The 24,639-nt window shown below is 41.6% G+C and carries 20 protein-coding genes; 9 read left to right on the top strand and 11 right to left on the bottom strand.

The window, feature by feature from the left end:
- Positions 1 to 2: 2 nt before the first annotated feature.
- The 5 genes from rsxD to gloA all read left to right on the top strand — a co-directional run bounded on the left by rsxD (position 3) and on the right by gloA (position 4,232).
- Positions 3 to 1,034: an electron transport complex subunit RsxD gene (rsxD, locus tag BM736_RS15560; RefSeq protein WP_076413801.1), complete on the top strand. Its 1,032-nt coding sequence runs from the start codon at positions 3 to 5 to the stop codon at positions 1,032 to 1,034.
- Between the two features lie 10 nt (positions 1,035 to 1,044).
- On the top strand, positions 1,045 to 1,683 hold the full coding sequence (rsxG, locus tag BM736_RS15555; RefSeq protein WP_076413800.1) for an electron transport complex subunit RsxG: 639 nt from the start codon (positions 1,045 to 1,047) through the stop codon (positions 1,681 to 1,683).
- Positions 1,684 to 1,709: 26 nt separating this feature from the next.
- Positions 1,710 to 2,438 (top strand): electron transport complex subunit E, encoded by a 729-nt coding sequence (locus BM736_RS15550; RefSeq protein ID WP_076413916.1) that lies wholly within the window; start codon positions 1,710 to 1,712, stop codon positions 2,436 to 2,438.
- A 15-nt stretch (positions 2,439 to 2,453) separates the two neighbouring features.
- Positions 2,454 to 3,092 (top strand): endonuclease III, encoded by a 639-nt coding sequence (nth, locus tag BM736_RS15545; protein ID WP_076413799.1) that lies wholly within the window; start codon positions 2,454 to 2,456, stop codon positions 3,090 to 3,092.
- A gap of 729 nt (positions 3,093 to 3,821) precedes the next feature.
- Positions 3,822 to 4,232: a lactoylglutathione lyase gene (gene gloA, locus BM736_RS15540; RefSeq protein ID WP_076413798.1), complete on the top strand. Its 411-nt coding sequence runs from the start codon at positions 3,822 to 3,824 to the stop codon at positions 4,230 to 4,232.
- A gap of 66 nt (positions 4,233 to 4,298) precedes the next feature.
- On the opposite strand, the gene BM736_RS15535 is transcribed toward gloA, so the two are convergent.
- The 5 genes from BM736_RS15535 to BM736_RS15515 form a co-directional block, all read right to left on the bottom strand.
- Positions 4,299 to 6,827 carry a TonB-dependent siderophore receptor gene (locus BM736_RS15535; RefSeq protein ID WP_256717893.1) on the bottom strand — a complete coding sequence of 843 codons (2,529 nt, stop codon included), beginning with the start codon at positions 6,825 to 6,827 and terminating at the stop codon, positions 4,299 to 4,301.
- A gap of 714 nt (positions 6,828 to 7,541) precedes the next feature.
- Entirely contained in the window at positions 7,542 to 7,970 is a 429-nt protein-coding gene (locus BM736_RS15530) for a hypothetical protein (RefSeq protein ID WP_076413796.1), read from the bottom strand.
- A 114-nt stretch (positions 7,971 to 8,084) separates the two neighbouring features.
- Positions 8,085 to 11,282 carry a hypothetical protein gene (locus BM736_RS15525; RefSeq protein WP_076413795.1) on the bottom strand — a complete coding sequence of 1,066 codons (3,198 nt, stop codon included), beginning with the start codon at positions 11,280 to 11,282 and terminating at the stop codon, positions 8,085 to 8,087.
- A gap of 28 nt (positions 11,283 to 11,310) precedes the next feature.
- Positions 11,311 to 12,111 carry a hypothetical protein gene (locus BM736_RS15520; protein WP_076413794.1) on the bottom strand — a complete coding sequence of 267 codons (801 nt, stop codon included), beginning with the start codon at positions 12,109 to 12,111 and terminating at the stop codon, positions 11,311 to 11,313.
- A gap of 143 nt (positions 12,112 to 12,254) precedes the next feature.
- Positions 12,255 to 12,722 (bottom strand): DUF4402 domain-containing protein, encoded by a 468-nt coding sequence (locus tag BM736_RS15515; protein ID WP_076413792.1) that lies wholly within the window; start codon positions 12,720 to 12,722, stop codon positions 12,255 to 12,257.
- A 569-nt stretch (positions 12,723 to 13,291) separates the two neighbouring features.
- Here BM736_RS15515 and BM736_RS15510 point away from each other — a divergent pair.
- Positions 13,292 to 13,792, top strand: coding sequence for a hypothetical protein (locus BM736_RS15510; RefSeq protein WP_179079065.1), 501 nt, complete (start codon positions 13,292 to 13,294; stop codon positions 13,790 to 13,792).
- A gap of 297 nt (positions 13,793 to 14,089) precedes the next feature.
- Here the strand turns inward: BM736_RS15510 and ruvB are convergent, their stop codons facing one another.
- From ruvB to BM736_RS15480, 6 genes are all read right to left on the bottom strand, one after another.
- Positions 14,090 to 15,106 carry a Holliday junction branch migration DNA helicase RuvB gene (ruvB, locus tag BM736_RS15505; protein WP_076413789.1) on the bottom strand — a complete coding sequence of 339 codons (1,017 nt, stop codon included), beginning with the start codon at positions 15,104 to 15,106 and terminating at the stop codon, positions 14,090 to 14,092.
- A 20-nt stretch (positions 15,107 to 15,126) separates the two neighbouring features.
- Positions 15,127 to 15,744: a Holliday junction branch migration protein RuvA gene (gene ruvA, locus BM736_RS15500; RefSeq protein ID WP_076413788.1), complete on the bottom strand. Its 618-nt coding sequence runs from the start codon at positions 15,742 to 15,744 to the stop codon at positions 15,127 to 15,129.
- Positions 15,741 to 16,262: a crossover junction endodeoxyribonuclease RuvC gene (ruvC, locus tag BM736_RS15495; RefSeq protein WP_076413786.1), complete on the bottom strand. Its 522-nt coding sequence runs from the start codon at positions 16,260 to 16,262 to the stop codon at positions 15,741 to 15,743. The genes ruvA and ruvC overlap by 4 nt, the downstream gene beginning before the upstream one ends.
- Before the next feature lie 3 nt (positions 16,263 to 16,265).
- Positions 16,266 to 17,012: a YebC/PmpR family DNA-binding transcriptional regulator gene (locus BM736_RS15490; RefSeq protein WP_076413784.1), complete on the bottom strand. Its 747-nt coding sequence runs from the start codon at positions 17,010 to 17,012 to the stop codon at positions 16,266 to 16,268.
- Between the two features lie 130 nt (positions 17,013 to 17,142).
- Entirely contained in the window at positions 17,143 to 18,924 is a 1,782-nt protein-coding gene (aspS, locus tag BM736_RS15485; RefSeq protein WP_076413782.1) for an aspartate--tRNA ligase, read from the bottom strand.
- A 171-nt stretch (positions 18,925 to 19,095) separates the two neighbouring features.
- Positions 19,096 to 21,882, bottom strand: a complete 2,787-nt coding sequence (locus BM736_RS15480) for a transporter substrate-binding domain-containing protein (RefSeq protein WP_256717897.1) — start codon at positions 21,880 to 21,882, stop codon at positions 19,096 to 19,098.
- A 158-nt stretch (positions 21,883 to 22,040) separates the two neighbouring features.
- Here BM736_RS15480 and cmoA point away from each other — a divergent pair, with 158 nt between their 5' ends.
- The 3 genes from cmoA to BM736_RS15465 all read left to right on the top strand — a co-directional run bounded on the left by cmoA (position 22,041) and on the right by BM736_RS15465 (position 24,635).
- The gene (gene cmoA / locus BM736_RS15475) at positions 22,041 to 22,772 is read left to right on the top strand and encodes a carboxy-S-adenosyl-L-methionine synthase CmoA (protein ID WP_076413778.1); all 732 of its coding nucleotides are present in this window, start codon (positions 22,041 to 22,043) and stop codon (positions 22,770 to 22,772) included.
- Between the two features lie 51 nt (positions 22,773 to 22,823).
- On the top strand, positions 22,824 to 23,816 hold the full coding sequence (cmoB, locus tag BM736_RS15470) for a tRNA 5-methoxyuridine(34)/uridine 5-oxyacetic acid(34) synthase CmoB (RefSeq protein ID WP_076413777.1): 993 nt from the start codon (positions 22,824 to 22,826) through the stop codon (positions 23,814 to 23,816).
- A gap of 75 nt (positions 23,817 to 23,891) precedes the next feature.
- Entirely contained in the window at positions 23,892 to 24,635 is a 744-nt protein-coding gene (locus BM736_RS15465; protein WP_076413775.1) for an ATP-dependent zinc protease, read from the top strand.
- The last annotated feature ends 4 nt before the right edge of the window (positions 24,636 to 24,639 follow it).

Raw genomic sequence — 24,639 nt, 5'->3', positions numbered from 1 at the left:
TGATGGCATTTAAGATAGCCTCTTCGCCTCATTTGAGCCGCCATTTTAAAACAAGCACGTTAATGCAACGTGTATTACTTTGCGCACTTCCTGGCGTTGCGGTGCAATGTTATTTCTTCGGTTGGGGGACAATCATACAAATACTGATCGCAATCAGTGTTGCATTAGCCAGTGAAGCTGCTGTTCTACGCCTGAGAAAAAGACCTGTAATTGCCACGCTCAAAGATAATAGTGCCCTGTTAACTGCGCTATTTATTGGTATAGCCATCCCTTCTCTTGCCCCATGGTGGTTAACGGTACTTGGCACCCTATTCGCTATTGTCATTGTTAAGCACCTCTACGGTGGGCTGGGGCACAACATATTTAACCCAGCTATGGCTGCCTATGTCATGCTACTTATCTCATTTCCAGTACAGATGACAAGTTGGGCCACGCCAAGCGCTTTGTTAAGCCAACCTGTAGAATTTTTATCTAGTTTACAGATGATTTTTATAGGCGCGTCATCAGCCATTGTTGATAGCATGACAATGGCAACCCCACTTGATACATTAAAAACCGACCTTGCTATGGGCCTAACCAGTCATGAAAGTCTAGCAAAGCCTGTATTTAGTGATGGTTTCGGTGTTGGCTGGTTCTGGATAAACCTTGCTTATCTTGCGGGTGGACTCGTGATGATAAAGCTCAAGCTTATTCGTTGGCATATCAGTACCGCAATACTCGCTTCCCTCTTTGTCTGTGCCAGTGTTGGCTTTTTACTAAACCCTGATACCCACGCGGGGCCGTTGATGCACCTCTTTTCAGGTGCCACTATGCTCGCCGCATTTTTTATCGCTACAGATCCTGTCACAGCCGCAACGAGCGTCAGAGGCCGTCTAGTATTTGGTGCTTTGATTGGTGTACTCGTCTATGTGATACGAACCTATGGCGGCTACCCCGATGCTTATGCTTTTGCTATTTTACTGGCTAACCTATGTGCCCCATTTATCGATCATTATATGAAACCTAGAGCCTACGGCCATAGGTCAAGAGGCTAAGAGAGCACATATGAAAAAGTCGATGTTAAAAAACGGACTGTTACTCGCGTTGTTTGCGCTAATATGTACCGCCTTTGTTGCCGTAGTCAATCATCAAACAATTGATAAAATTAACGAACAACAACAGCTAGAATTAAAGCGTGTTCTGCACCAATTAATTCCTGACAGCCTACATGATAATGAACTGACTCAATATTGTATTTTGATCCATGACGAAGAGGCACTGGGTGTCGATACGCCCCTTCCCGCTTATATTGCGACTAACCAGTCAGTACCTGTCGCCATAGCGATGGAAACGATAGCACCTGATGGTTACAACGGTAATATCAAGTTAATTATCGGTATCGATGTCAACGGGCAAGTACTCGGTGTAAGAACACTTTCCCATGCAGAAACACCAGGGTTAGGTGATAAAATAGATTTAAGAAAAAGTGACTGGGTGCTAGGTTTCAATCATAAGTCACTTATATCAGAGGATGATAAGCGCTGGAGTGTAAAAAAAGATGGTGGTGAGTTTGACCAATTTACAGGTGCTACAATCACTCCTAGAGCTTATGTGAAAGCAATAAAGAACGCATTGATTTACTTCAATCAAAACCAGCAAACATTATTACAACGTCCAGCGAACTGCGAAGTTGACTACCAATGAATACAGTTGAAGATCAAGAAAGTGATATGGCTAATACAACATTAGCTCCTACAGTACCCGGAGAGTACCAACAAATAGCCATACAAGGCCTATGGAAGAATAACCCAGGGCTAGTACAGTTACTTGGACTCTGTCCCCTTTTGGCGGTCACAGCGACCTTAACCAATGCGCTAGGCCTTGGGCTTGCGACACTCATTGTATTGGTCGGTTCAAATGTTCTAGTATCACTCATTAAGAATTATGTGCCTAAAGAGATACGTATCCCCATTTTTGTGATGATAATCGCAGCGCTTGTGACTAGCGTTCAACTCCTCATCAATGCTTATGCTTACGGCTTGTACTTATCACTGGGCATCTTTCTGCCATTAATTGTCACCAACTGTGTCATTATCGGCCGTGCAGAAGCTTTTGCGTCACGTAACTCTGTGGTAAAAGCGGCATTCGATGGCTTGATGATGGGACTAGGTTTTTTAGCTGTGTTGGCTGTATTAGGCGCAACTAGAGAAGTTTTAGGTCAGGGTACCTTATTCGATGGTGCCGACCTACTTCTAGGTGATTGGGCAGCAGGCTTAACTGTCCATCTTTGGCAATTAGAGACCAGTTTTTTGTTGGCGATGTTACCCCCGGGTGCATTTATCGCTATGGGCTTTTTAATCGCACTTAAGAATGTGATCGATAAAAAGGTAGCAGACTCAGCTCCCCAGCAACAACAAGAGCCTGTGGTTACACGAGCAAGAATAACCAAAGTAAGCTAAGAATAAGAATACTCAATGAATAAAGCTAAGCGTCAACAAATTTTAGAGATATTAAGGGCTAATAACCCAAAGCCAGAGACTGAACTCAACTTCTCTAGTCCCTTTGAGTTGCTTGTTGCAGTCACACTTTCTGCTCAGGCCACTGATGTCAGCGTTAATAAGGCTACGGATAAACTGTTTCCTGTTGCTAATACCGCCAAAGCTATCTATGACCTAGGTGTTGATGGGCTTAAAGGCTATATAAAAACAATTGGCCTTTACAACAATAAAGCCATTAATGTCATTAAAGCCTGTAAGATCCTCCTTGAAAAGTACGATGGAGAGGTCCCTGAGAATCGTGAAGCATTAGAGTCTTTACCTGGAGTTGGCAGAAAAACAGCAAATGTAGTGTTAAATACCGCATTTGGTTGGCCAACAATCGCTGTTGATACCCATATCTTTAGGGTTGCTAATAGAACCAAATTCGCAATGGGTAAAAATGTTGATCTTGTTGAGCAGAAAATGCTTAAAGTGGTCCCAGCTGAGTTTAAAGTTGATGTTCATCACTGGTTTATTTTACAAGGCCGTTATACCTGCTTAGCAAGAAAGCCTCGATGTGGCAGCTGTCTAATCGAAGAGTTATGTGAGTTTAAAGATAAAGTCTACCCTGATTAGTGACGCGATTGTCTTTAAATAATACCAATAAAAAAAGCCGCTAAGCGGCTTTTTTTATTGGAACTCATGATGCTGACCCACATAAATCGTAGTGCACAGCATTACGCAGGATATATCACTTAGTACATAGAAATGAAAAAGATTGATAAAAACGAGGCTACAACGGCAGTAAGACCAAGTGCAAACTTTAATTCTGTACTCATATACTTCTCCAAATATGATTAATAATCTTTCCCCTAGCGCATTATCATGATAATTCAAATAGAAGTTAATCGGCACGAAACAAAAACGTGAACTTGAACCAGAATATTTTACCCAGATTAGACGCGCGCAGCCCCTTCATGCATTAGCCCCAGTTTTATACCAGTTCCATTAAGTAAGGGATCATTCAGCGGGAATTTAAACTGCTGTAGGCAAGTAAGTGAATTGAAGCTAATAGTTATTCAATATCGAAAATCACTTAAGCTGCATAAAGCGGTTTAAACCCCATACTACGTAAGCCTCTCAGGACTTCTCCTTCTGTGTTGCATCGTCTCAAAAGGGAATAACCATTTCCTCAACGATGCGCCTTGAATTCAAAGCCCTGAGAGTGCTCTGAATTGATCATCAATTTAATGGAATTGGTAATACCCATCCAAGACGATATAAATTCAAGTCGTTACTTTCTTATAGTGATTGCTATTGGGTATAATCCAGCTCATAAATCTAATTAATTCTCTCGAGGTGTCAATGTCTCAACTACTCCATACCATGCTACGAGTTAGCAATTTAGACGCTAGTATTCATTTCTATACCCAAGTCATGGGTATGAAGCTGCTACGACAATCTGAAAATGAACAGTACCGTTATACACTTGCCTTTGTAGGTTTCAGTGAGGAGTCAACGGGGAGTTCAGTGATAGAGCTAACCCATAATTGGGATACAGACAGCTATGATTTAGGTGATGCCTTCGGCCATTTAGCCATAGGTGAAGAGGATATCTACGCAAGATGTAAGGCTATTGAGCTAGCGGGCGGTAAAGTTATTAGAGCACCAGGCCCAGTTGCAGGCGGCTCAACAGAGATAGCTTTTGTTGAAGATCCAGATGGTTATAAAATTGAACTTATTCAAATGTCATCAGCCACTCAAGGTTTAGGTTAAAACTCATCTGTTTAAACTTCATAAAAAAAGCGCCTTTCGGCGCTTTTTTTATGAGTGTCATTCAAATTAGAACTTGAATGTCACGCCACCGTAGATTTGACGACCGATGGTGTCATAAACTTCAGGTACTGTTCCTGCTGTGTTACCACTTCCAACCATAACCGGCTCAACATCTGTCAGGTTTTTAACACCTAATGTTGCGCTGATATCGTCTGAGAAGTGATACATACCAGAGATATTGTGGTAAAGCACTGATTCTGCAACATCACCTGAGTTGATATCATTCATCTCACCGATATAACGGTTCGAGTACATTACACTCCAATCACCTTGGCCAGCTTGTACGCTAAAGTTATTTTTAACTTCTGCATATCCACCGAACATACCGCCGATTGTACCAGTGTAATCAACACCATCTTGCTCAAACTCAAGCAGGTAAGTCAGGTCATTGTTGATCTTCCAGTCTAAGCCTAGGCCTTCGAAGGTATATGCTAAGTTGAAATCAACACCGCTTGTATCTTGGTAACCAACGTTTGTTAGTGGGTTAGTTAGTTCACTCAAGTCACCATTCGGACCGATCTTGAATGTTTCACACGCTGTCGCATCACCTTCGTAACAAGCATTAAGGCCGGCTTGTACATCTAGACGTGAGATAGCATCTTCAATCTTGAAGCGCCACCAGTCTAATGTTAGGGACATGCCGTCAATGTAGCTTGGTGAGTAAACTAGACCAGCTGTGTAAGACTCAGAGCTTTCAGCTTGCAGATTTTCATCTGACGTGTAGTTAACTAAGATCTGAGGATCTTCTTCATTGCCCCATGGATCATCTAGGTAATCGTATGAACCAACGTTACCGCCATATAGCTCACTAACGTTTGGTGCACGGAAGCCTGTCGCTGCAACAGTACGCATCATTAGGTCATCTGTTGCTTCATATGTAAGACCAATTTTCCAAGTCGATGCATTACCAAATGTAGAGTAATCATCGAAACGAAGTGCAAATTCACCCGTCAGCTTTTCAGTAAACGGAACACTTACTTCCTGGTATACAGAGAAAACACTGTAGCTACCATCTGTAGGGTCTTGCTGAGCCGCGGTGCCGTCACCAGCAACAATCACTGGATCTGGGTTGTAATAACCACTTTCATGACGATATTCTGCACCGATTGCAAATGCAACGGCACCAGCGTCTAAATCAAATGCTTCACCGCTAATCACACCAGATACGATATGCTGCTCGTTACCACCATCGGTAGTTTCTAAGTAGCTAACATCATCAATGATCGCTTGTGATAGTGGGTCACCACTGAACCATGCATCTTGATTATCGTACATTGACTGTTCCATCTTTGTTGCATTGATGGAGTTATGTACCCAAGTTGTCGCCTTGTTGCTACCGTAAGTGTATGAAACATCCCAATCCATACCAGTATGAACATCAAGAGAACCTGCAAGGCCACCAGAAACACGTAATGTATCTGTATCTTGCTCATAAATACGGTTACCCGCATCAGTCATACGACGACGATATTCAACAGCGCCCTCTTCAGGTGTCACGCCACCAGCAACCATCTCATCAGTAAGCGTAATACATTTGCTTGGATCAACACCGTCTTCACCACATACATCTAGCATCACTGATGCAGGCTGAGGCGCCATCATCTGCTTTGATTGACGGTTGGTATAAAGAATGTCACCGGTAAATACCATATCGCTACCGATATCTTGAGTAGCATTAGCAAAAATACTGTAACGAGTGCTTGGGGTTTGAAGCCAGCTGTCCTTGGTGTAGTCGTAACCTTCTGTACGATCTACCCAGTTGCCGTTCTCATCTTGAACTTTTCCGTCCAAAGAGCCACCAGGAACAAATGAACTTGCCCCCTCTTCAACCCAATCACGATCGCCCTGCATAACGCCGCCACGATCAGAATAAGCAGCACCGAATGTGAAGTTACCAGTATCAGTACTGAAACCGTATAGTGCACTTAGTTCTATGTTTTCGCCGTCGCTCTTATCTGTAGCGCCGCCGTTAATATCAAGCTGGAAGCCTTCAAAGTCTTTCTTAGTAATGATGTTAACAACACCAGCAATGGCATCTGAACCATATACTGCTGAAGCACCATCTTTTAGAATTTCAACACGTGCAATCATAGCGACGGGAATAGTGTTCAAATCCACAGCACTATCAGCACCAGAACCTGAGTTAACCATACGACGACCGTCAAGGAGTACTAACGTTCTGCTTGCACCCATACCACGAAGATCAACTTGCGCAACACCGTCAGAACCATTGTTAGTGGTAGAACCCATTGCCATACCTGCCATTGCAGGTTGTGCTTGTAGGATCTCATCAACTGATGTGTAACCTTCAGCTTTAATTGCCGATGCGTCAATAACGGTTACTGGTGAAGCAGTTTCCATATCCTGACGTTGAATACGGGAGCCTGTTACTGCAATGCGTTCCACATTGGCTGTCTCTTCTTGTGCAAACGCAGTAGTAGATACTGTCATTGCTGTAGTAGAAACTGATGCTATTAACCCAAGCTTAACCGCTTGAGATAATTTACTACTCTTATGCAGTGATGTTCTTATCATTAAGATTTACTCCCTAACTTATATTGCTTACTTATTATTTGTTTTTATTTTGCGCCGTTTACCTTGTTTATTTTTCGAAACAGATAAGTTTCATATTCGAAGTTAATGGCGTTGGAATTGATACTGTAGTTTCACCATTATTCAGTCAATCACCAATTTAATTAACCTGTGATAAGTAAAAGTTAAATAAAATAGCAATAAGCGTAACCAGCAGGCGATCAATATAAAATTAAATGGTTGCAAGCTGTTACAGGCAGAACAAAACACTAACCAAAGCAGGAAAAGGCAGAGATTACACCTGAGTAATCGTTAACATAACCACAACCTATGAAATAACTCAAAGTGTGATCTTAGTCACAGAAATTGATAATGTTAACTAAATGGTATGGCATACTGAAGGAACTTATTGATTGAGGTCAATTCAATTACTATTTAAATATACTAATTACCAGCTCACATTCAGGCTTGATACAGCCTATTTTCTAGCCGAACAATTATATTTACATAGTTATTAACATCTACAATTAAATACAAATTGATACACTTGCGTGAATGAGGTTAATATCAATACGGAAGCGCTACATAGTTATTAATTCCAATGGTAAAATTAAACAAATTTAATTATTACCGAGAGGTGACACGTTTTAAATATAATGAATTAAGCTGGAATGATTTAACCTTATCCCCTTATCCAGCTAAATAAGGGCAAATCGTTCACTCATAATTAATTTCTATCATGTAACTCACATTGTGTTGACCTATTGCGGATGGGTTTATAATTGTGAGTTCACCACCAATGGGAATGGTCAGTAGACCGTTATCAATCACATAACGGCCTGCATTCGTTCCATTAGCAAGTAAGGGGGAAAATTTAAAATCAGCATAGCTAGCTGGTATCAATTCTACTTTTACACTTTCACCTGATGCGGCAGAGATCTGCAACGTACCTGTAGCCCACTCAGAAGAGATGCAAGCATCGCCAACTCTATGTTCAACATTCACTTTACAGCTGGTATTAGCTTGATTGGCAATCTCACCTAATTGGAGCTGTTGGGTTTCAGACACTTTAATCGGAACAACAAGATTAAATTGTGCCTGTCCAATAACTGAAGCAAGAAAAAGTGTCGTTAGCATGATGACCATAATGTTAGCTGCGTAAAAAAAGTATAGAACGCAGTTATGGGCATTGCTGTGTCGTAGTTCAAAAAGCACAGAAAAAGCGTGTGTCAGCCTTATAATACTAATCAGTAAAAATTTTTACTCCACCTCAGCTTGCAGCACTATCGGCTTAAGTTCTCTGTACTCACCGGGAAGAAGTTCAATCGTTGAAATAATTTTATCGCCAATTGACATCTCATAATGGCCAGGTAGCATTCTATCTATTATAAAAACGCCATCAAATTCAACAATTGCTTTGTATTCTCTATGGTTAGATTTGTCCATAAAAACAACTTGAATACCTTTAGCAGGTAACGAGCCCCCTGCGACTCGCTCAAGCACAACGCCCTCCAGCTCAGCCGTATACAGTATCGGATACAAAATCTCCTGTATGTTCCCCGGGTGAGGATTTACATTAATAGCTGTCATGAGTGGTATTAAAAATGGATCTGGAAGACTGGCCTCTTTAAGGATGAGTCTTTGGGCACGTGTTGTTTGCAGGTGCGTGATCAATAACTCGCCATTATCATCAGTTACATCACCACTATTACTATGCCCAGAAAAGCTCAGACCACTAATGCCCTGCTCTTCATCATCAAAAATCCCATTGGCATTATCATCTTGAAACGCGAGAATTTTGACAGCACCCGTATTAAGGTGACTGACTCTGTCGAGTAACCACAAATTAGTTTCAGGATGCCAGAGGAGTGAGCTGTTCCATTTTAGCTGTGTAAACCAGTCACCACTCGAATAGTTATCAATAACCAGTCGTAACGAGCTATGATCGAACAGGTAAGAGAGTGAGTTTCGTATACTAAAAGGATCATCGGTTTGTGGTTGATAGTTCAATTCAACTTGATAATTGAAACGTTTAGTCAATGTCGAATTAGCATTTACCACCCATTGATTAATGGCGAGATCTGGTGTGACAGAGAAATCAAGGTACGTTCTAAGGTACCATTCATTTAACCTTCCTGACGCAGCAACTCTATTGTTTATTGTGTTTTGCTGTGGCGTTTGCTGCCACCTGACTTCATTACTAAACGCTAGCTTATTGACTTGACCTGATATAATGCCACTTAATTGAAGGTGATCCGCAGCAATATCATAGTCTTTCCAACTCCCAGAAAGCGTCCAACTCAAAGGCAATAGCGCTAAACTACCGTTAAGGTTTACTTGAGCTTGTTGATGTACGCTATTATTGTTATTTTCCCAACTAGCAAAATCATCATACAACTCCCAGTCGGCTAACCAGTTAATCTCGCCACTACTCCCTTGAATTGTTAGACCTGTAGCAAACCCACCATCACCAGCAGCGTAATTCATTTGAACTAAATTTTGACCTGCCAGCAAATTAACACTGACTTTAGGAATAGTTAGCCACTGACCTTCAATGGTTTCCTGTTGGACTAGGGATACACCAGCCGTTAACCCATCACTAACAGCCCAATTAGCATTAAGGTAATGTTGTTGAAGCTCGTCTGCATCACTGACCATAGCGCCATAACTAAACCCCAATGCCCCCTGCTCCATGACAGATTGATCCAGCACTTTACTGAATGTTTCAGTCCGCGTTTCACCATTAAGCCCAAAAAATCGTAATTGATATTGGTTTACACCAATATAGAAAGGGACGTCAATAAAGCGATACTTCGCGTCTTGCCCAGCTCGTTGAACGCTCACTAAGGTGTTGTTACGATATAATTCAACATCCCAACCAGGCTCAACTTCCCCTTCAACAGTGATAGAGCGAAAGTCTTCTGTAAAGCTATCACCAGCTGATATACGGACCCCAACGCCTTCTGTTGACTCAGAAATTAGCGGAATAGAATGGGACTCAATGCTCCCAAGCCTATAATGGCTTACCCATGAGTCAGCTAAGGTCTTTTCAATATATGCATTTACTGTTTCCCCTGTTGACGACCATGAGTATCCCGCGTAAGTATTATGCCCAGCAACATCAGCCCTTGCCTGAACAAAGCCATCAAGCCTTGTCGCTTTATGCGCTGCCTTGTCTTGTGATGTAACCCCTAGATCCATACTCATGGCAAGATCCCCTAGCATGGCATCTTCTCTATCTATTTCACTTACCTGTATAGATCCTTGCTGCTTTTGCAAAGCGGTAAACAACTCATAACGTTTTTTTCTCGCCATAAGTTGAGTTAAAGGAATCGCTGCAGACTCATCAATGAAAAACTGTTGTCTTGCTGGCTCAAAACTTATTGATAAACCAAACATACTTTCAATGATCTCGGCGTCTAGATAGAGATCCCAGTCGTCATAAAACAGTTTACTCATTTGTGATGAGCAACTTGCGCCATTCCCCCAAAAAGCCATGAGTCCATCACTGATATTTATTCGCTTTTCTTTATCAATGAACCAACCAGATACTGATTGTGTTTCTGAATCTAACTGTATTGGTAATAAAAGTAGCTCGGCTAGTAGCTGTATAGGCAGGTATTGCTTTCCATCTTGCTGATATGCAAATAGTTCATCACTCATTATCATGCTGCCGTACTTAAGTTGGCTGATGATAAATAACTCCTCAGAGGCATGATCAGAGGTATAGGAAACCAATACCTGTTTATCGCATCTTAAGCTTGTAACTACTCGCCCTTTATCTAAAGTAGACTCAGTATTGCGTTGACTTGCTTGCTCCCAATTGACAGTTACAGGCTCTCCTTTTTCATCAAGCTGATGATTGGAAGACACTATATTTGTCGCCACTTGCTTAATGACTACTTCACCTTGGATAACTCTACTGGCCTGCATAGCACTTTTATCATTAACAATACTTTTATCATTAACAGCGCTTTGATCACTCATTGCCTTTTTGTCATTAAAAGTCCTTTTCTCATAAAAAGTCCCTGGGTCCTGCACATGAGATAGCACAGCATTATCACTAACTGAGGAAATGGGATGAATTATTTGCTTTTTATTTGTAGTGACTGGCCTGGTTTCGCTGACTGACAGCTTAACAGACCGCTTCGAGTGTGCTTGTGGCTCAATGACAACATCTTGGCTAGCCGCGGTATGCCTCATCTCATGAGTTAATAAGCGATGAGCTTGTGAACTTGCAGGTGTACTGCTTGGTCTGTGGGAGTTTTTATCGTTGAAAGTCAGACTATTATCAATAAATGCATCCGAATGATTATCGCTTGGCACATTAATCTTGAGTAGGTAATGGGGTAAAACGTAACTTAACAAAAATCCGATGAGCAACAGCACAAAGACTAATAAAAGCAGTGGCCCAAGCAGGCCATGCTTTTTGTTATTGTTCTGTCTTGACTGATTCATCGGTACACTTTGACGAATAGATAAACGATTACAACACGAGTGTGCTTTCTACCGTCTTTGCATCAACAATAGAGCTACTCTCTGAGTACCTAACAAGAATCACAGCGCCCTTTTCAATAGGCTGGTTTAATTTGACGTTAAACACTCTAGAGGTAAGTTCAGTGTAAATCGTGGCGTTCTTTACACTGCCTATTGACTGCAACTTTGCATCAGAGTCACTGCTAGGCGTTTCAATAAAGAGCTCTATGTCCCCATATGAACTGCGCTCACCTTGTCTATTAATGACAATATCAACACTCATATCATTTTTGATCGCGGCATCTTCACCTATGCTGACTTCGCCATTCATTTCACCCACTCGTAATATGACTGGAATGGAGATCCGCATATAGGCAGTTACAGATAAACTAAACACATCACTTGAAATATCATCCGATGTCGATGCTTCTGGGGTATTAGGAATTTGATGAAACACGATATAGCTACGGTATTCAGCGGAAGGTAGTGATTTTGGTAATCTAGCCGCCATTCTGACCCGAGTCCCCTCTTCAGGCTCGAGTGATACGCGTCTTGGAGAGTAACGAACATACTTAGCTAATACAGGCTCTGCATCCTCGAGGGTTTGATAACCTCCAGCGGGTAACTGCAGCTTATCTTCAAAATAGATATTGTATCTTGCTTTAGCTGCGCCCTTATTAACGAGAGAGAACACTGCACTGCGATGCTTTTTATCATCTAGTTCAGCTCTTGTTGGAGAAACAAGCAAGTTTGCATTAACATTTACACAAAATAGTAGGGCTGCAATACAGCCCAAAAAGGATTTTTTCATCATTTACGCCCAGCTAAATTATTAGAAAACACGTGAAATCGTGTTTTAACCTTATTATTGGTTAGCTTACTTCGAGCATTAAAAGCCGTAAAAAATCCTAATATTGGTATTAAACATTAGGATTTTACTTAAGGCTTTTTTACTTAATAGATAACATCAACTGTGTAAGTCAGCGCATGAGCACCCGCTGTAGCAGAAGCGGCAACGACAGCCACAGTACCACCAACTTTCAGGTTCGCTGTATTTGCGGTAATACCAACAGTAGGACTTGCTACGCTAGGCGTAAAAGTAACACCAGCCACACTCGTATCGGCAGCAGAGAGACTTACAGTTACATTGCCATCAGCCGCTGTGATAGTGAAATCACCAGAAGCTGCAGTAGCACCACCCGCAACACAGTTAGTACCAGATGTGCCATCCGCATAATCTAAAACACACGAACCATCAGATGTAATATCAATATCACCAAATTCCATGGCGGTATTTTCTGTCACTGTGATTGGGTAAACTAAATTAAAATTCGCTGTACCAGACTGCTGAACGGCGCCAGCTTGACTTGAAAGAAGCAGTGTAGAGGCAACAAGTGTAGATAGGGCAATTTTATTCTTCATAATATGTTCCAAAGCGTACTTTTAGTTATTTTATTCTTATATGCGGATAAACATCCTTTTTGTTCAAATTTACAACTAAAATTCTTCCATGAAACACATAAGCTTATGTTTAAAGTGCATTTTGATCAGCACCTGTTATTTACCTTATCAAAAGAAAAACATTTAGCAACACCTTATTTACATTTACGACACATTTAGTAATATTTAAAATGGAAACATGTAAAGTACTGAATACACTTAATACTTTTAAGGATTTATCATATGAGTAAGCAGGACCAAGTAAATTTGCCTATTTTTGTAGTCTTAGCGGGCTATCCATTGCTATAAGATAAAATACATAAAATAGCCATCAGAGTGCGTAAAACGCCCCTTGCGTCTATTTTGTAATATCTTATATTCAAAATGAAGGCTAAAGCTAAGTATCATATACACGTTTATTTTTATGAATAATTATGACTTACTGGATCTTCACATTATTTTTCAAGGGCTGACAGTAAGCAGTCAACTCACAAAATATCGCTTAAGAGAATCAGTAAGGTAATCAGTAAGAGAATGAATCTAGGTGGTTTATGATGGTTATTCCAGCAAATCCAAACATTAAGTTTCGAAGTAAGCATTGCTTTGCTTTAATTTTATTACTCAGCCCAATATGCAAGGCTAGCGCCGCGATAACAATCACAGAGATCCAACCAATTAAATATCCATCAGTGATAAAAAACTTAACGAAAAGCTCAATTGTTAACGTTAACTGGAAAGGTGCACTAGGCGGAGCAACTAATGTAACTTTGTTAGATAATGACTATCACCAGGGACGCTATTTAATCACATCGGATACTAACAGCCCTATCAGTATCAACTTCTTTCAAGTCGGTAATGAAGCCAAGGTGAACCTAAAATCACTAAGAATCAGATATAAAAATAAAACCTACAAGAGCTTTCCTGTTACAGGGCTAGATAATCCGGGTCAAGCTGGGGAGTATTTTGATATAGGTGCTAAAGTTATTGCATCTAAAAAATCAACCGCTGGAGAGAAGTTTCCTCAATATACCTTGATAGTAGAGGAGCAATAGCCAGTATGGCTCCTCTCAATAGTGATATAATACCAATCAGTATAAAGATGTGATCGCTCAGCGAGAGTTTAGCGCTTCTGAGGCAAGGCAGCGAATGAAGGGCATAGTTGCTCTACGTTCAAATTCGTTAACACCGCATCAGAAACGCTAAAACTCGCCCTTTGGGAGCTTTTTGGGCTGCCTATTTCTTCGTTGAATAACTTCACAAGGGATCACCATTGTATCATTTATTCGCCTCGAATTAGTTTGCCAAAAATAGTTCTGAGTAGATCACTTTCTTATACTGATTGGTATAACTTAAGGTTCAGGCTGAACAATATTAAAGTGGCTATAAGCCCTTTCTGTCGCTATTCTGCCTCTTGGCGTTCTTTGAATAAACCCCTGCTGAATGAGGAAAGGTTCAAGTACATCTTCAATCGTTTCCCGCTCTTCACCAATGGCTGCAGCTAAATTATCTAGCCCAACGGGCCCGCCCATAAATTTATCGATAATTGCCAATAAGAGCTTTCTATCCATATAGTCAAAGCCTTCGGCATCGACATCTAGCATATCCAATGCAAGATCAGCCACCTGCTTATTGATCTCACCATCATGCTTAACCTCAGCGTAGTCACGTACACGCCTTAGCAGGCGATTAGCAATACGAGGCGTACCACGCGATCGTCTTGCAACTTCAATCGATCCTTGTTGATCTATCGGCAACTCTAAGACATTGGCTGAGCGAGTCACAATAGAACTAAGGTCGTTAACATTATAAAACTCAAGTCTTAGTGGAATGCCAAATCGCGCGCGTAAAGGTGAAGTAAGCGATCCCGCTCTTGTCGTTGCACCAATGAGTGTAAACGGAGGCAGATCTAACTTGATTGAACGCGCAGCAGGCCCCTCTCCGATCATAATATCAAGCTGGTAGTCTTCCATTGCTGGGTATAAAATCTCTTCAACTGCAGGGCTTAGTCTATGGATTTCATCAATAAATAACACATCACCAGGGTCTAGATTTGTTAGCAGCGCAGCTAAATCTCCCGCCTTTTCAAGTACCGGACCTGAAGTCGATTTAATGTTGACCCCCATCTCATTAGCCACAATCAAAGCGAGTGTCGTTTTACCAAGCCCTGGAGGGCCATAAATCAACATGTGATCGAGTGCTTCACCGCGATTTTGCGCAGCTTGAATGAACACCTTAAGTTGCGATCGAGTCGCATCTTGTCCAGTATACTCATCGAGCAATTTAGGACGCATCGCCCTATCAATTTGCTCTTCATACTCCTCAACACCTTGAGGTTCAGCATGAATGATACGATCAGCTTCTATCATCTATCTCTCTTTTTACTTAATCACAGCATTGACTTAAGTGAAGCCTTTATTAAAGCTTCTGAACTCATACCTTCTTGGTATGCCGCTGATACCGACTTACTAGCCTGAGCAGGTTTATAACCAAGTGCAAGCAAGGCAGCGATAGCATCTTCTTCTGCCGTATTGACGACGGGTGCAGGTGTATAATTTGACTTGAGCATAAACTCTCGCTCAGAGCCTGCAGATGCTTCCATAAGACTTTTGAGCTTATCACGCATTTCAACTAACAAACGCTCGGCGGTTTTTTTACCAACACCGGGCAATTTGACTAAAGTAGCAATGTCATCTCTCTCAACACAAGCGACAAACTCTGCCGATGTCATACCCGATAATATCGTCAAAGCGAGCTTAGGCCCTACACCATTGGTCTTAATCAATAACCTAAATAGCGCCCGTTCCTGTTTCGTGATGAAGCCATACAGCAGTTGAGCATCTTCACGCACAACAAAATGGGTATAAATGACCGCTTCATGGTTTAACTCTGGCAGCTCATAAAAACAGGTCAATGGCATCTGTACTTCGTAACCAAGACCACTTACATCAATTAAAATCTCTGGGGCTCGCTTTTCAACTAGCAAGCCTCGTAAACGACCTATCATCTATAACGTCCGTATGTTCTTCGATCAGCTTTTCCACCCAAGACCGCAAGGCTTTGACTGGTATGAAAATGACAAATAGCGATGGCTAATGCATCGGCTGCATCAGCCTGTGGCGATGCAGACAGCTTTAAAATCTGTTGTACCATGTGTTGAACTTGAGATTTTTGCGCTCTACCAGTCCCAACAACAGCACTCTTTATCTGAGTCGCAGAGTATTCAGCAACAGGCAGTTCGCCGTTTGTCGCTGCCACAATTGCAGCGCCTCTGGCTTGTCCGAGCTTTAATGCTGAATCGGCATTTTTTGCCATAAATACACGTTCAATTGCAAACTCTGTAGGTTGATACTGGCGTATGATCTCACTGACGCCGTCAAAGATTTGCTTTAATCGATATGGAAAATCATCTGAAGCGGTTCTAATACAACCGCTTCCTACATAGATGGGATGTCTACCATTTCTGCGGATCACCCCATATCCAGTGATCCTAGAGCCAGGATCAACACCAAGAATTATTGACATAGATTACTCTAATGTCTCCATGACATCTTCTGAAATTTCAGCATTGTGATAAACCTCTTGAACATCATCATGCTCTTCAAGATTATCAATTAAACGTAAAAATTTAGGTGCTGTACTGGCATCCAGATCAGCCTTTGTCGATGGGAACATAGTCACTTCAGCGTTAACCGATACAAGGCCTGCCGCATCGAGTGCATCTTTTACGGCACCAAAATCTTCAGGTGTTGTAAACACATCCATTGAAGCATCATCATGGGTGATAACATCTTCTGCGCCTGCTTCAAGTGCAGCATCCATCAAGGCATCTTCATCTGTGCCCTCATCGTAAGAGATGATACCTTTCTTATCAAACAGGTAAGCAACAGAGCCGTCAGTACCTAAGTTGCCACCAGACTTACTGAATGAATTACGAACGCCGGATACGGTACGATTTTTATTATCTGTCATGGTTTCAACCATCACAGCGGTTCCGCCTGGCCCATAGCCTTCATACATGATTGTTTCAAGTACCTGACCATCTAGTTCACCGGCGCCACGCTTGATAGCGCGCTCAACGGTATCTCTCGTCATATTATTTGACAGCGCTTTATCTATCGCAGCTCTTAATCTTGGGTTCGAATCAGCATCTGATCCCCCCTCTCGTGCAGCCACGGTGAGCTCTCGAATGAATTTGGTAAAAAGCTTTCCACGCTTAGCATCTTGCGCCGCTTTACGGTGCTTAATATTGGCCCATTTACTATGACCTGCCATGATAATGCTCCTCGAATAAAAAAATAAAACGCTGAAATAAAAAAGATGGGTATTTGAAAGTGAACATTTTCGAAATTGAACGTATTACGACAAAAAAGCCGAGTTTCCTCGGCTTTTTTACAGGTTAGTCTTAAGCTTCTTGCTCATCATCACTCTTGATGACACCGATACCTAATTCAACCAGCTGCTCTGGATTTGCAAACCCAGGTGCATTTGTCAAAGGACAGGCTGCTGTAGTGGTCTTCGGGAAAGCCATAACATCACGAATTGAGGTTGCACCCGTCATCAGCATGATGATTCTGTCTAAACCAAAAGCAAGGCCTGCATGGGGCGGTGTACCATAACGTAAAGCTTCAAGTAGGAAGCCGAACTTCTCATTCGCTTCTTCCTCTTCAATACCTAGAATGCGGAAAACAGCTGATTGCATTTCACTATTGTGAATACGGACTGAACCACCACCTAGCTCGCAACCATTAAGTACCATATCGTAGGCATCAGAGATAGCCGCCGTAGGATCAGCTTCTAGCTGCTCTGGTGTGATGCCGCTTGGCGCTGTGAATGGATGATGCATAGCATGCAAGCCACCGTCAGAGGTACGCTCAAACATTGGGAAATCAACAACCCAAAGCGGTTTCCATTCGCCTTGTAGCAATTCAAAGTCTTCACCCGCTTTTAAGCGTAATGCGCCCATCGCTTCAGCAACAACGTTAGCTTTATCTGCACCAAATAGTATTAGATCGCCATCTTTTGCATCTGTGCGCTCAAGTAGACCGTTAACTACGTCTTCGTTAAGGAACTTCAGTACTGGAGACTGTATACCTTCCAGGCCTTTAGCTCGATCATTCACCTTCATCCATGCTAAGCCTTTTGCACCATAGATTGTCGCGTACTTAGCGTACTCATCTAATTGCTTACGTGACAGTTTTGCGCCACCAGGGATACAAAGTACTGCGACACGTCCTTCTGGATCTGTCGCTGGTCCCTGAAAAACTTTGAACTCCACATCTGCCAACAAGTCAGCGACGTCAATCAGTTCAAGTGGATTACGTAGATCAGGCTTATCAGAACCAAAACGACGAATCGCTTCTTCGAAGGTCATCTTAGGGAATTCACCAAGATCTACATTCAATAGCTCTTTAAACAGACCACGTGTCATCTCTTCAGTTTTAGCCATCACCTGCGAAGATGACATAAAAGAGGTTTCGATATCAATTTGAGTGAATTCAGGTTGACGGTCTGCTCGTAAGTCTTCATCGCGGAAACACTTAACGATCTGGTAGTAACGGTCGAAACCAGACATCATTAATAGTTGCTTAAACAACTGAGGAGATTGCGGTAGTGCAAAAAATTGACCTTTGTAAGTACGGCTCGGTACAAGATAATCACGCGCCCCTTCAGGCGTTGCTTTGGTCAAAATTGGGGTTTCAATGTCAAGGAAACCATTGCCATCTAAGAATCGACGTACGGCACTGGTCACTTTTGAGCGGAAAACGATTCGGTCAGCCATCTCAGGACGTCGAAGATCTAAGTAGCGATACTTTAAGCGCTGCTCTTCAGTGTTATGTTGGTTTTTATCCATGTTGATCGGTAGAGGCGCAGAGCTATTAAGAATGGTAAGTCCTGTACCTAAAACTTCAATCTCACCAGTACGCATCTGATCATTGATTTGGCTATCAGGGCGCGCACGTACAAGACCTTTAACTTGCACACAAAACTCGCTACGCAGCGTACTTGCAACGTCAAACACTTCAGGTAAATCAGGATCATAAACGACCTGAATGATACCTTCCCTGTCTCTAAGATCGAGAAAAACAACCCCACCAAGATCACGGCTACGATTTACCCAACCCACTAGGGTTACTTCTTGTCCAACGTGAGACTTATTAACGTCTCCACAATATTGACTGCGCATCTAACTCTTTCCTTTAATCCGCAAACCTATGGCTGAGGAATATTTTAATCAACACAAAAGCGGCATTATAGTGAAATATTGCCGATTACAAAACCACTTAACCACTAGTCGGCCAAGGATCAATCACTTTTTTTCTAAATTTATCGTTTTGCACCATCTCTGATGCCATTATCAAGCTGATTTGTAGCAATTTCCACCACTTTGTTTGGCTCGATACATTAATTTATCAGCTGATTTAACAAGGTCAACTGCATTGTCGCCATCAGCAGGAAACATTGCAATGCCAATACTCGTATCGACATTCAAACGCAACTCTTCATACTCAAATGTCTTTGAAAGCTGACTGATAATGGTGTCTGCAACCTGACAAACAAGATCGAGATCCTTAGTCTTATTTAAAATAACCACAAACTCATTACTTCCAAATCTGGCTAAAGTATCCGATCGTCTTAAACAAGATTCAAGCTCATTAGCGACCATCACTAATAACTGGTCGCCCACCTTATGACTGGCAGATTTATTCACGGCTTTAAGACCACCAATATCAATAAACAACACACTAAATAACGCTTGTTCACGACTATGAAGTAATATGGATTGAGCTAGCCTGTCATCTAAAAGCGCACGATTTGGGTACCCTGTAAGTTGGTCATAATTGCTCATTTTCTCAAGCTTAGCTTCAAGTTGTCTGTTTTTACGCTTCTCTTTAATAATAAAATAGTTAGCCGCTCCAAGTGTGACGAGTAATAACCCTAAGGCTCCTAATGTCGCTAAACACCACTTAAAAAGTTGGCTATGGCCGTTATCCGCTGCGGGGGCTAACCAGTTTTGATAGATAGATTCACGTTTATTTTGATTGAGTTGTTTTATCGCAATATTCATTAACGGAACAAGCTGTGCCAATTTAGGGTGTACACCGAAGTGACTATGTTGCGCCGAAAAGTCCGCCAATACAGACATTTTAATTTGTGAGTAATCACCATGCTTAAGTGAGGTAGCCATGTTTATGGCTTTATCGACAAACGCATCTGCTTTACCTTCCGCTACCGACTTTAATCCAGCTTTTGCATCTGCTACCAAGACAAATTCGATACCATAATCTGCCGCCATTATATTATTAAGCAGTTGGTATCCTTCGATGATAGCCAGCCTTTGACCAGCTAACTCATGCAGATTAAAAATGACTTCTCTATCAATAGGCGTCGCAAGTGCCCAAGGTGACGGCCAGTATGGTTCACTAAAAAGTAACTTTTTCCCCCTTTCAGCAGTTTTTGCAACACTACCAGCAATGTCTACGTCTCCCTTTATTAGGGCATTGATTAACGATTGCCACTCATTAAACACTATAGGTTCAATATTTAACCCAAGAGAGTCGGAGAATAATGAAGCCACTTCACTATTGATGCCTGCAAAGTCACCATTACGGTCTGTATACTCCATCGGCTTCCAGTCTTTAAGGTAACCCACTTTTATAGTATCGAGTTCAGAGAGATAATCCTGCTGTTTTATTGTGAGAGGCAACGGAGATTGTTGATTGTCATAGATACGGTCTTGACTGTTGATAATCCATTTTTTTTCAAGCTCAACTAACGCTGAATTATCGATAAGCTCAAAGCCAGCTTTGACCCTTTTAGCCAAACCTGTATTGTTCAGGTGCGTGAGTACATAGATATCAGTGACAAACTCGATATCCGAGTAGGGGTAGAAATCTGACCAAGCATCATTTAACACAAGATAGTGATGGGTCCAGGATGATGCGGCAACAAAACTACTAATATGCCCCTCTTTAGCCGCTACAATCATTGCCGCTACAGAGTCGTATAGTTTGAGCTCTACATCAGGTAAAGCTTGTTTAAGCTCAGACAGGTATGGCGCAGTGGGTACAGCACCAACCCGAGTGCCCTTGATACTATCTAAATCAACAATTGGTTGACCAAAACTATGAAGTCGACTCTTTACCTTATATAACAGCTGGCTTCTTAATAGGCCTGTTTTAAACTCGTCGCTTTCTGGGTAGCCAATATGAACACTTGCACGCCCTGCGAGCACGTTATCGACTGATTCATTAAACTCACTGGTAATAAATGAGATCGGAATACCTGTCTTTTCTGACCACAAACGCCATATATCTACATATAAACCATGAGGTTGCTTATCTCCTCCAAAAGAGACATAAGGTTCTAAATTCATCGCGGTGGCAATCGATATGCCAACTTGGCTCTGATCTATACCTGTCCAGCGCTGTTCTATCTCAGTAAATATTGCAGACTCTAGCATGGCAAAACCATTATTGACTTTATCGAGCAATGCTTTATTAGTTAAGTTAATTGCTGGTCTAATCGGGACCTGTTTGATTAACAGCCTGTTAGAAAGAGGAAACTGATCGATTATCTGCTTATTAAGTTGGTGGTCTCTGAGGTAACCCTCCATTCCTGCAAATATTTTTACCTCTCCCTTGATGACTCCCTGTAATAGTTTATCTCTATTTAAATAACGCTTAAAAATCATAGAGGGGCTTTGCGCTAACAGTTCGGTTTCATGGGATGAACCTGAAACTATCCCAACTTGATAGGGGCTAATTTCTGAAAAATTATTTATTTGCTGTAGATCGCGATGTAAATAAAGATAGGTATTGACGGATGAAATTTGATCCGCAAATAAAAAATCATTACTGCGACTCGCAGTTTTAGCCATACCGATATGAAGATCAGCATGTCCTAACGAGAGCTGCTTCAGTGAGTCATTCCAATGACGGGAGACAAAAACAACGGGGGTTTCTACCTGCATTGACCAAGCCTTCCATGTATCAACTAACAGGCCCCGGGCTTCCCCCATGTCATCGACATATTGATATGGGTAACTATCTTCTCCCATCACAATAACGAGAGGCTCACTTTCTTGCGCCCAAATGAGCATTGAAGGGAGAGCAAGTAATATGGCTGCAAACAGGTTAATCATTAATTTCAAGAGCAATACCCAAAAAGATATACGAGTGTAAAAGGCTTGTTATACAAACGCTATTAGACAAAACTTTACGATAAATATCCAGTACTAGACTTGCTGCATGAGTACATCATTAGATAGAATGGAGTGTTGAATTTACACACATATATCTTATGAAATCATCCCAAGACAATATATATGCTACGGCATGCGAAAACATCAGTGACTTTCAGTTTGACGAAAAGGTTGCCGGTGTATTTAGTGACATGATCAAGCGGTCAGTGCCTGGTTATGGTCAAATCATCAATACTCTGGGTGATTTTGCGAATAAATTTGTCACTCAAGATAGCCATATCTATGACTTAGGTTGCTCACTCGGTGCAGCAACGTTAAGTGTTAGGCGTCATATTAAAAATAGAAACTGTCGAATTATTGCAGTAGACAACAGTCAATCTATGATTGAACGTTGTAGCGAAAACCTAACCGCTTATGTCAGTGACACTCCCGTTGACCTTATATGTGGCGACATCAGAGATATTAAAATAGAAAATGCATCTATGGTAATACTCAATTTTACCATGCAGTTCCTAGCCCCCAATGATAGAGACGAGTTGTTAGCTAAAATCTATAAAGGCCTGAACCCTGGTGGGATTTTGGTATTATCTGAGAAACTAAACTTTGAAGATGATGATATTCAGACCCTTTTATATGACCTTCATCTAGACTTTAAGCGAGCTAATGGATACAGCGAACTTGAAATTAGCCAAAAGCGAAGTTCATTAGAGCATGTCATGAAGCCAGATACCTTATCTCAACATGAGCAGCGTCTTAATCATCACGGCTTTAAACACTTTAACATATGGTTTCAGTGCTTTAACTTTGCTTCAATGGTTGCAATTAAGTAATTTAAACAATATATCCCGACTTATTAGTCGTATTAAAAGGTGATAAATACATTGATTAGCTTCAGCTCTTTTTACAAACAGATTGCTGATTCAAGCTTACAGCATTGGCTTGAAACTTTACCAGCCATTCTTGGCCAGTGGCAACGTGAGCACAAACATGGCAGCTTACCTAAATGGGAAAAAGTGCTTAACAAATTACACTACCCAACGCCTGATACACTTGAGCTAACAAACAGTGTCACAATTGGCTCTGGGTCTCAGTTAACTGCTGGAGAAAAAGAGAAGTTAGAAAATCTACTTCGTATTTTTATGCCATGGAGAAAAGGCCCTTTTTCTGTTCACGGTATCGACATCGATACTGAATGGCGTTCAGATTGGAAGTGGGAACGAGTTTTACCTCACCTATCACCTTTAGCCAATCGTACTGTGTTAGATGTTGGCTGCGGGAGCGGTTACCACATGTGGCGAATGCTCGGCGAGGGGGCAAAACATGTTGTAGGTATCGACCCTAGCACGCTATTTTTGTGTCAATTTGAAGCAATAAAACGTATTGCAGGCGATCAACACCCTGTACATTTGCTACCACTGGGCATCGAAGAGCTACCTCCATTAGATGCTTTTGATACAGTGTTTTCTATGGGTGTTCTTTACCATAGAAGATCACCTATTGATCATTTGTTACAGCTTAGAGATCAATTGCGAACAGGTGGTGAACTAGTTTTAGAAACATTAGTCATTGATGGTGATGAAAATACTGTTCTTGTCCCTGGAGATAGATATGGCAAGATGAATAATGTATGGTTTCTTCCATCTGCGGCTGCGCTAGAGGCTTGGTTGAAAAAAGCTGACTTTATCGATGTACGCTGTGTCGATGTTGACGTAACGTCATTGGCTGAGCAACGCAGTACGGATTGGATGCCAAATGAGTCTTTAGTTGACTACCTTGATCCTAGCAATATTGATTTGACGGTCGAAGGTTATCCAGCACCTAAACGTGCGACATTTATCGCAACCAAAAACCAGCCAAATAAAGATTTAGTTTAAATTTAACGATCGTTCATCTACAAACTCAGTGTTAGAGATGAACGAGATATAAATAAAATAGTAATGGGAAGCACTATGTTTAAGCAGATATTTTGTGTCGCTGCAATTCTTACAGTAGCAGGTTGCGCAACAACGACAAAAACTGAAGATTTACCCCAGCCAATTGATGCAGCAGCACTTGAAACAGGCCTAAATAATCAGCAAGCGAGCCTCCTCACTGCTATAGATGAAAATAAGCGAGCTCAGAATGCTAGCTTTAATGAACTATCAGCCCAACTTACCGATTTAAAAGCTCAACTTGCAACACTTGAACTAAAACCAGAAGAACAACCCATCCCTGTAGCGCTTGATTGCCCTCCTTCACCATTAGGCGGAAAGATAATACTCGGTGCAACAGAGCATGTGTTTATCGAAGAGATAAAATCTAGCTTTAAAACACGTATCGATACTGGCGCAGAATCATCGTCTTTAGATGCTCGCAACATTATTTTGTTTGAACGTGATGGTAAACAATGGGTACGTTTTGACGTCTTCACCCAAGGTGAAAAAGCCCCTGCTGAAACATTTGAGTCTAAAGTTGAGCGCTTTGTACGTATTAAACAAGATGCTGATGAAAAGAGTGATCGTCGACCTGTCATACATGCACACCTACAGATAGGTAAATATAAGGCCGAAACAGACCTCAACCTTGTTGACCGAAGCCACCTCGACTTTCCGTTATTGTTAGGTCGTAAGTTTATGCAAGACATTGCAGTTGTCGATGTTGGACAAACGTTTATCCATGGAAAAAAATCGACTCCAACAGTCGAAAAAAAATAGGAAA

The organism is Shewanella sp. UCD-KL12 (genome assembly GCF_001957125.1).
In the GTDB taxonomy this organism is placed as follows: Bacteria; Pseudomonadota; Gammaproteobacteria; order Enterobacterales; family Shewanellaceae; genus Shewanella.
The sequence above is the reverse complement of the archived record's forward strand: the minus strand, read 5'-3'. Positions and strand labels throughout refer to the sequence as shown.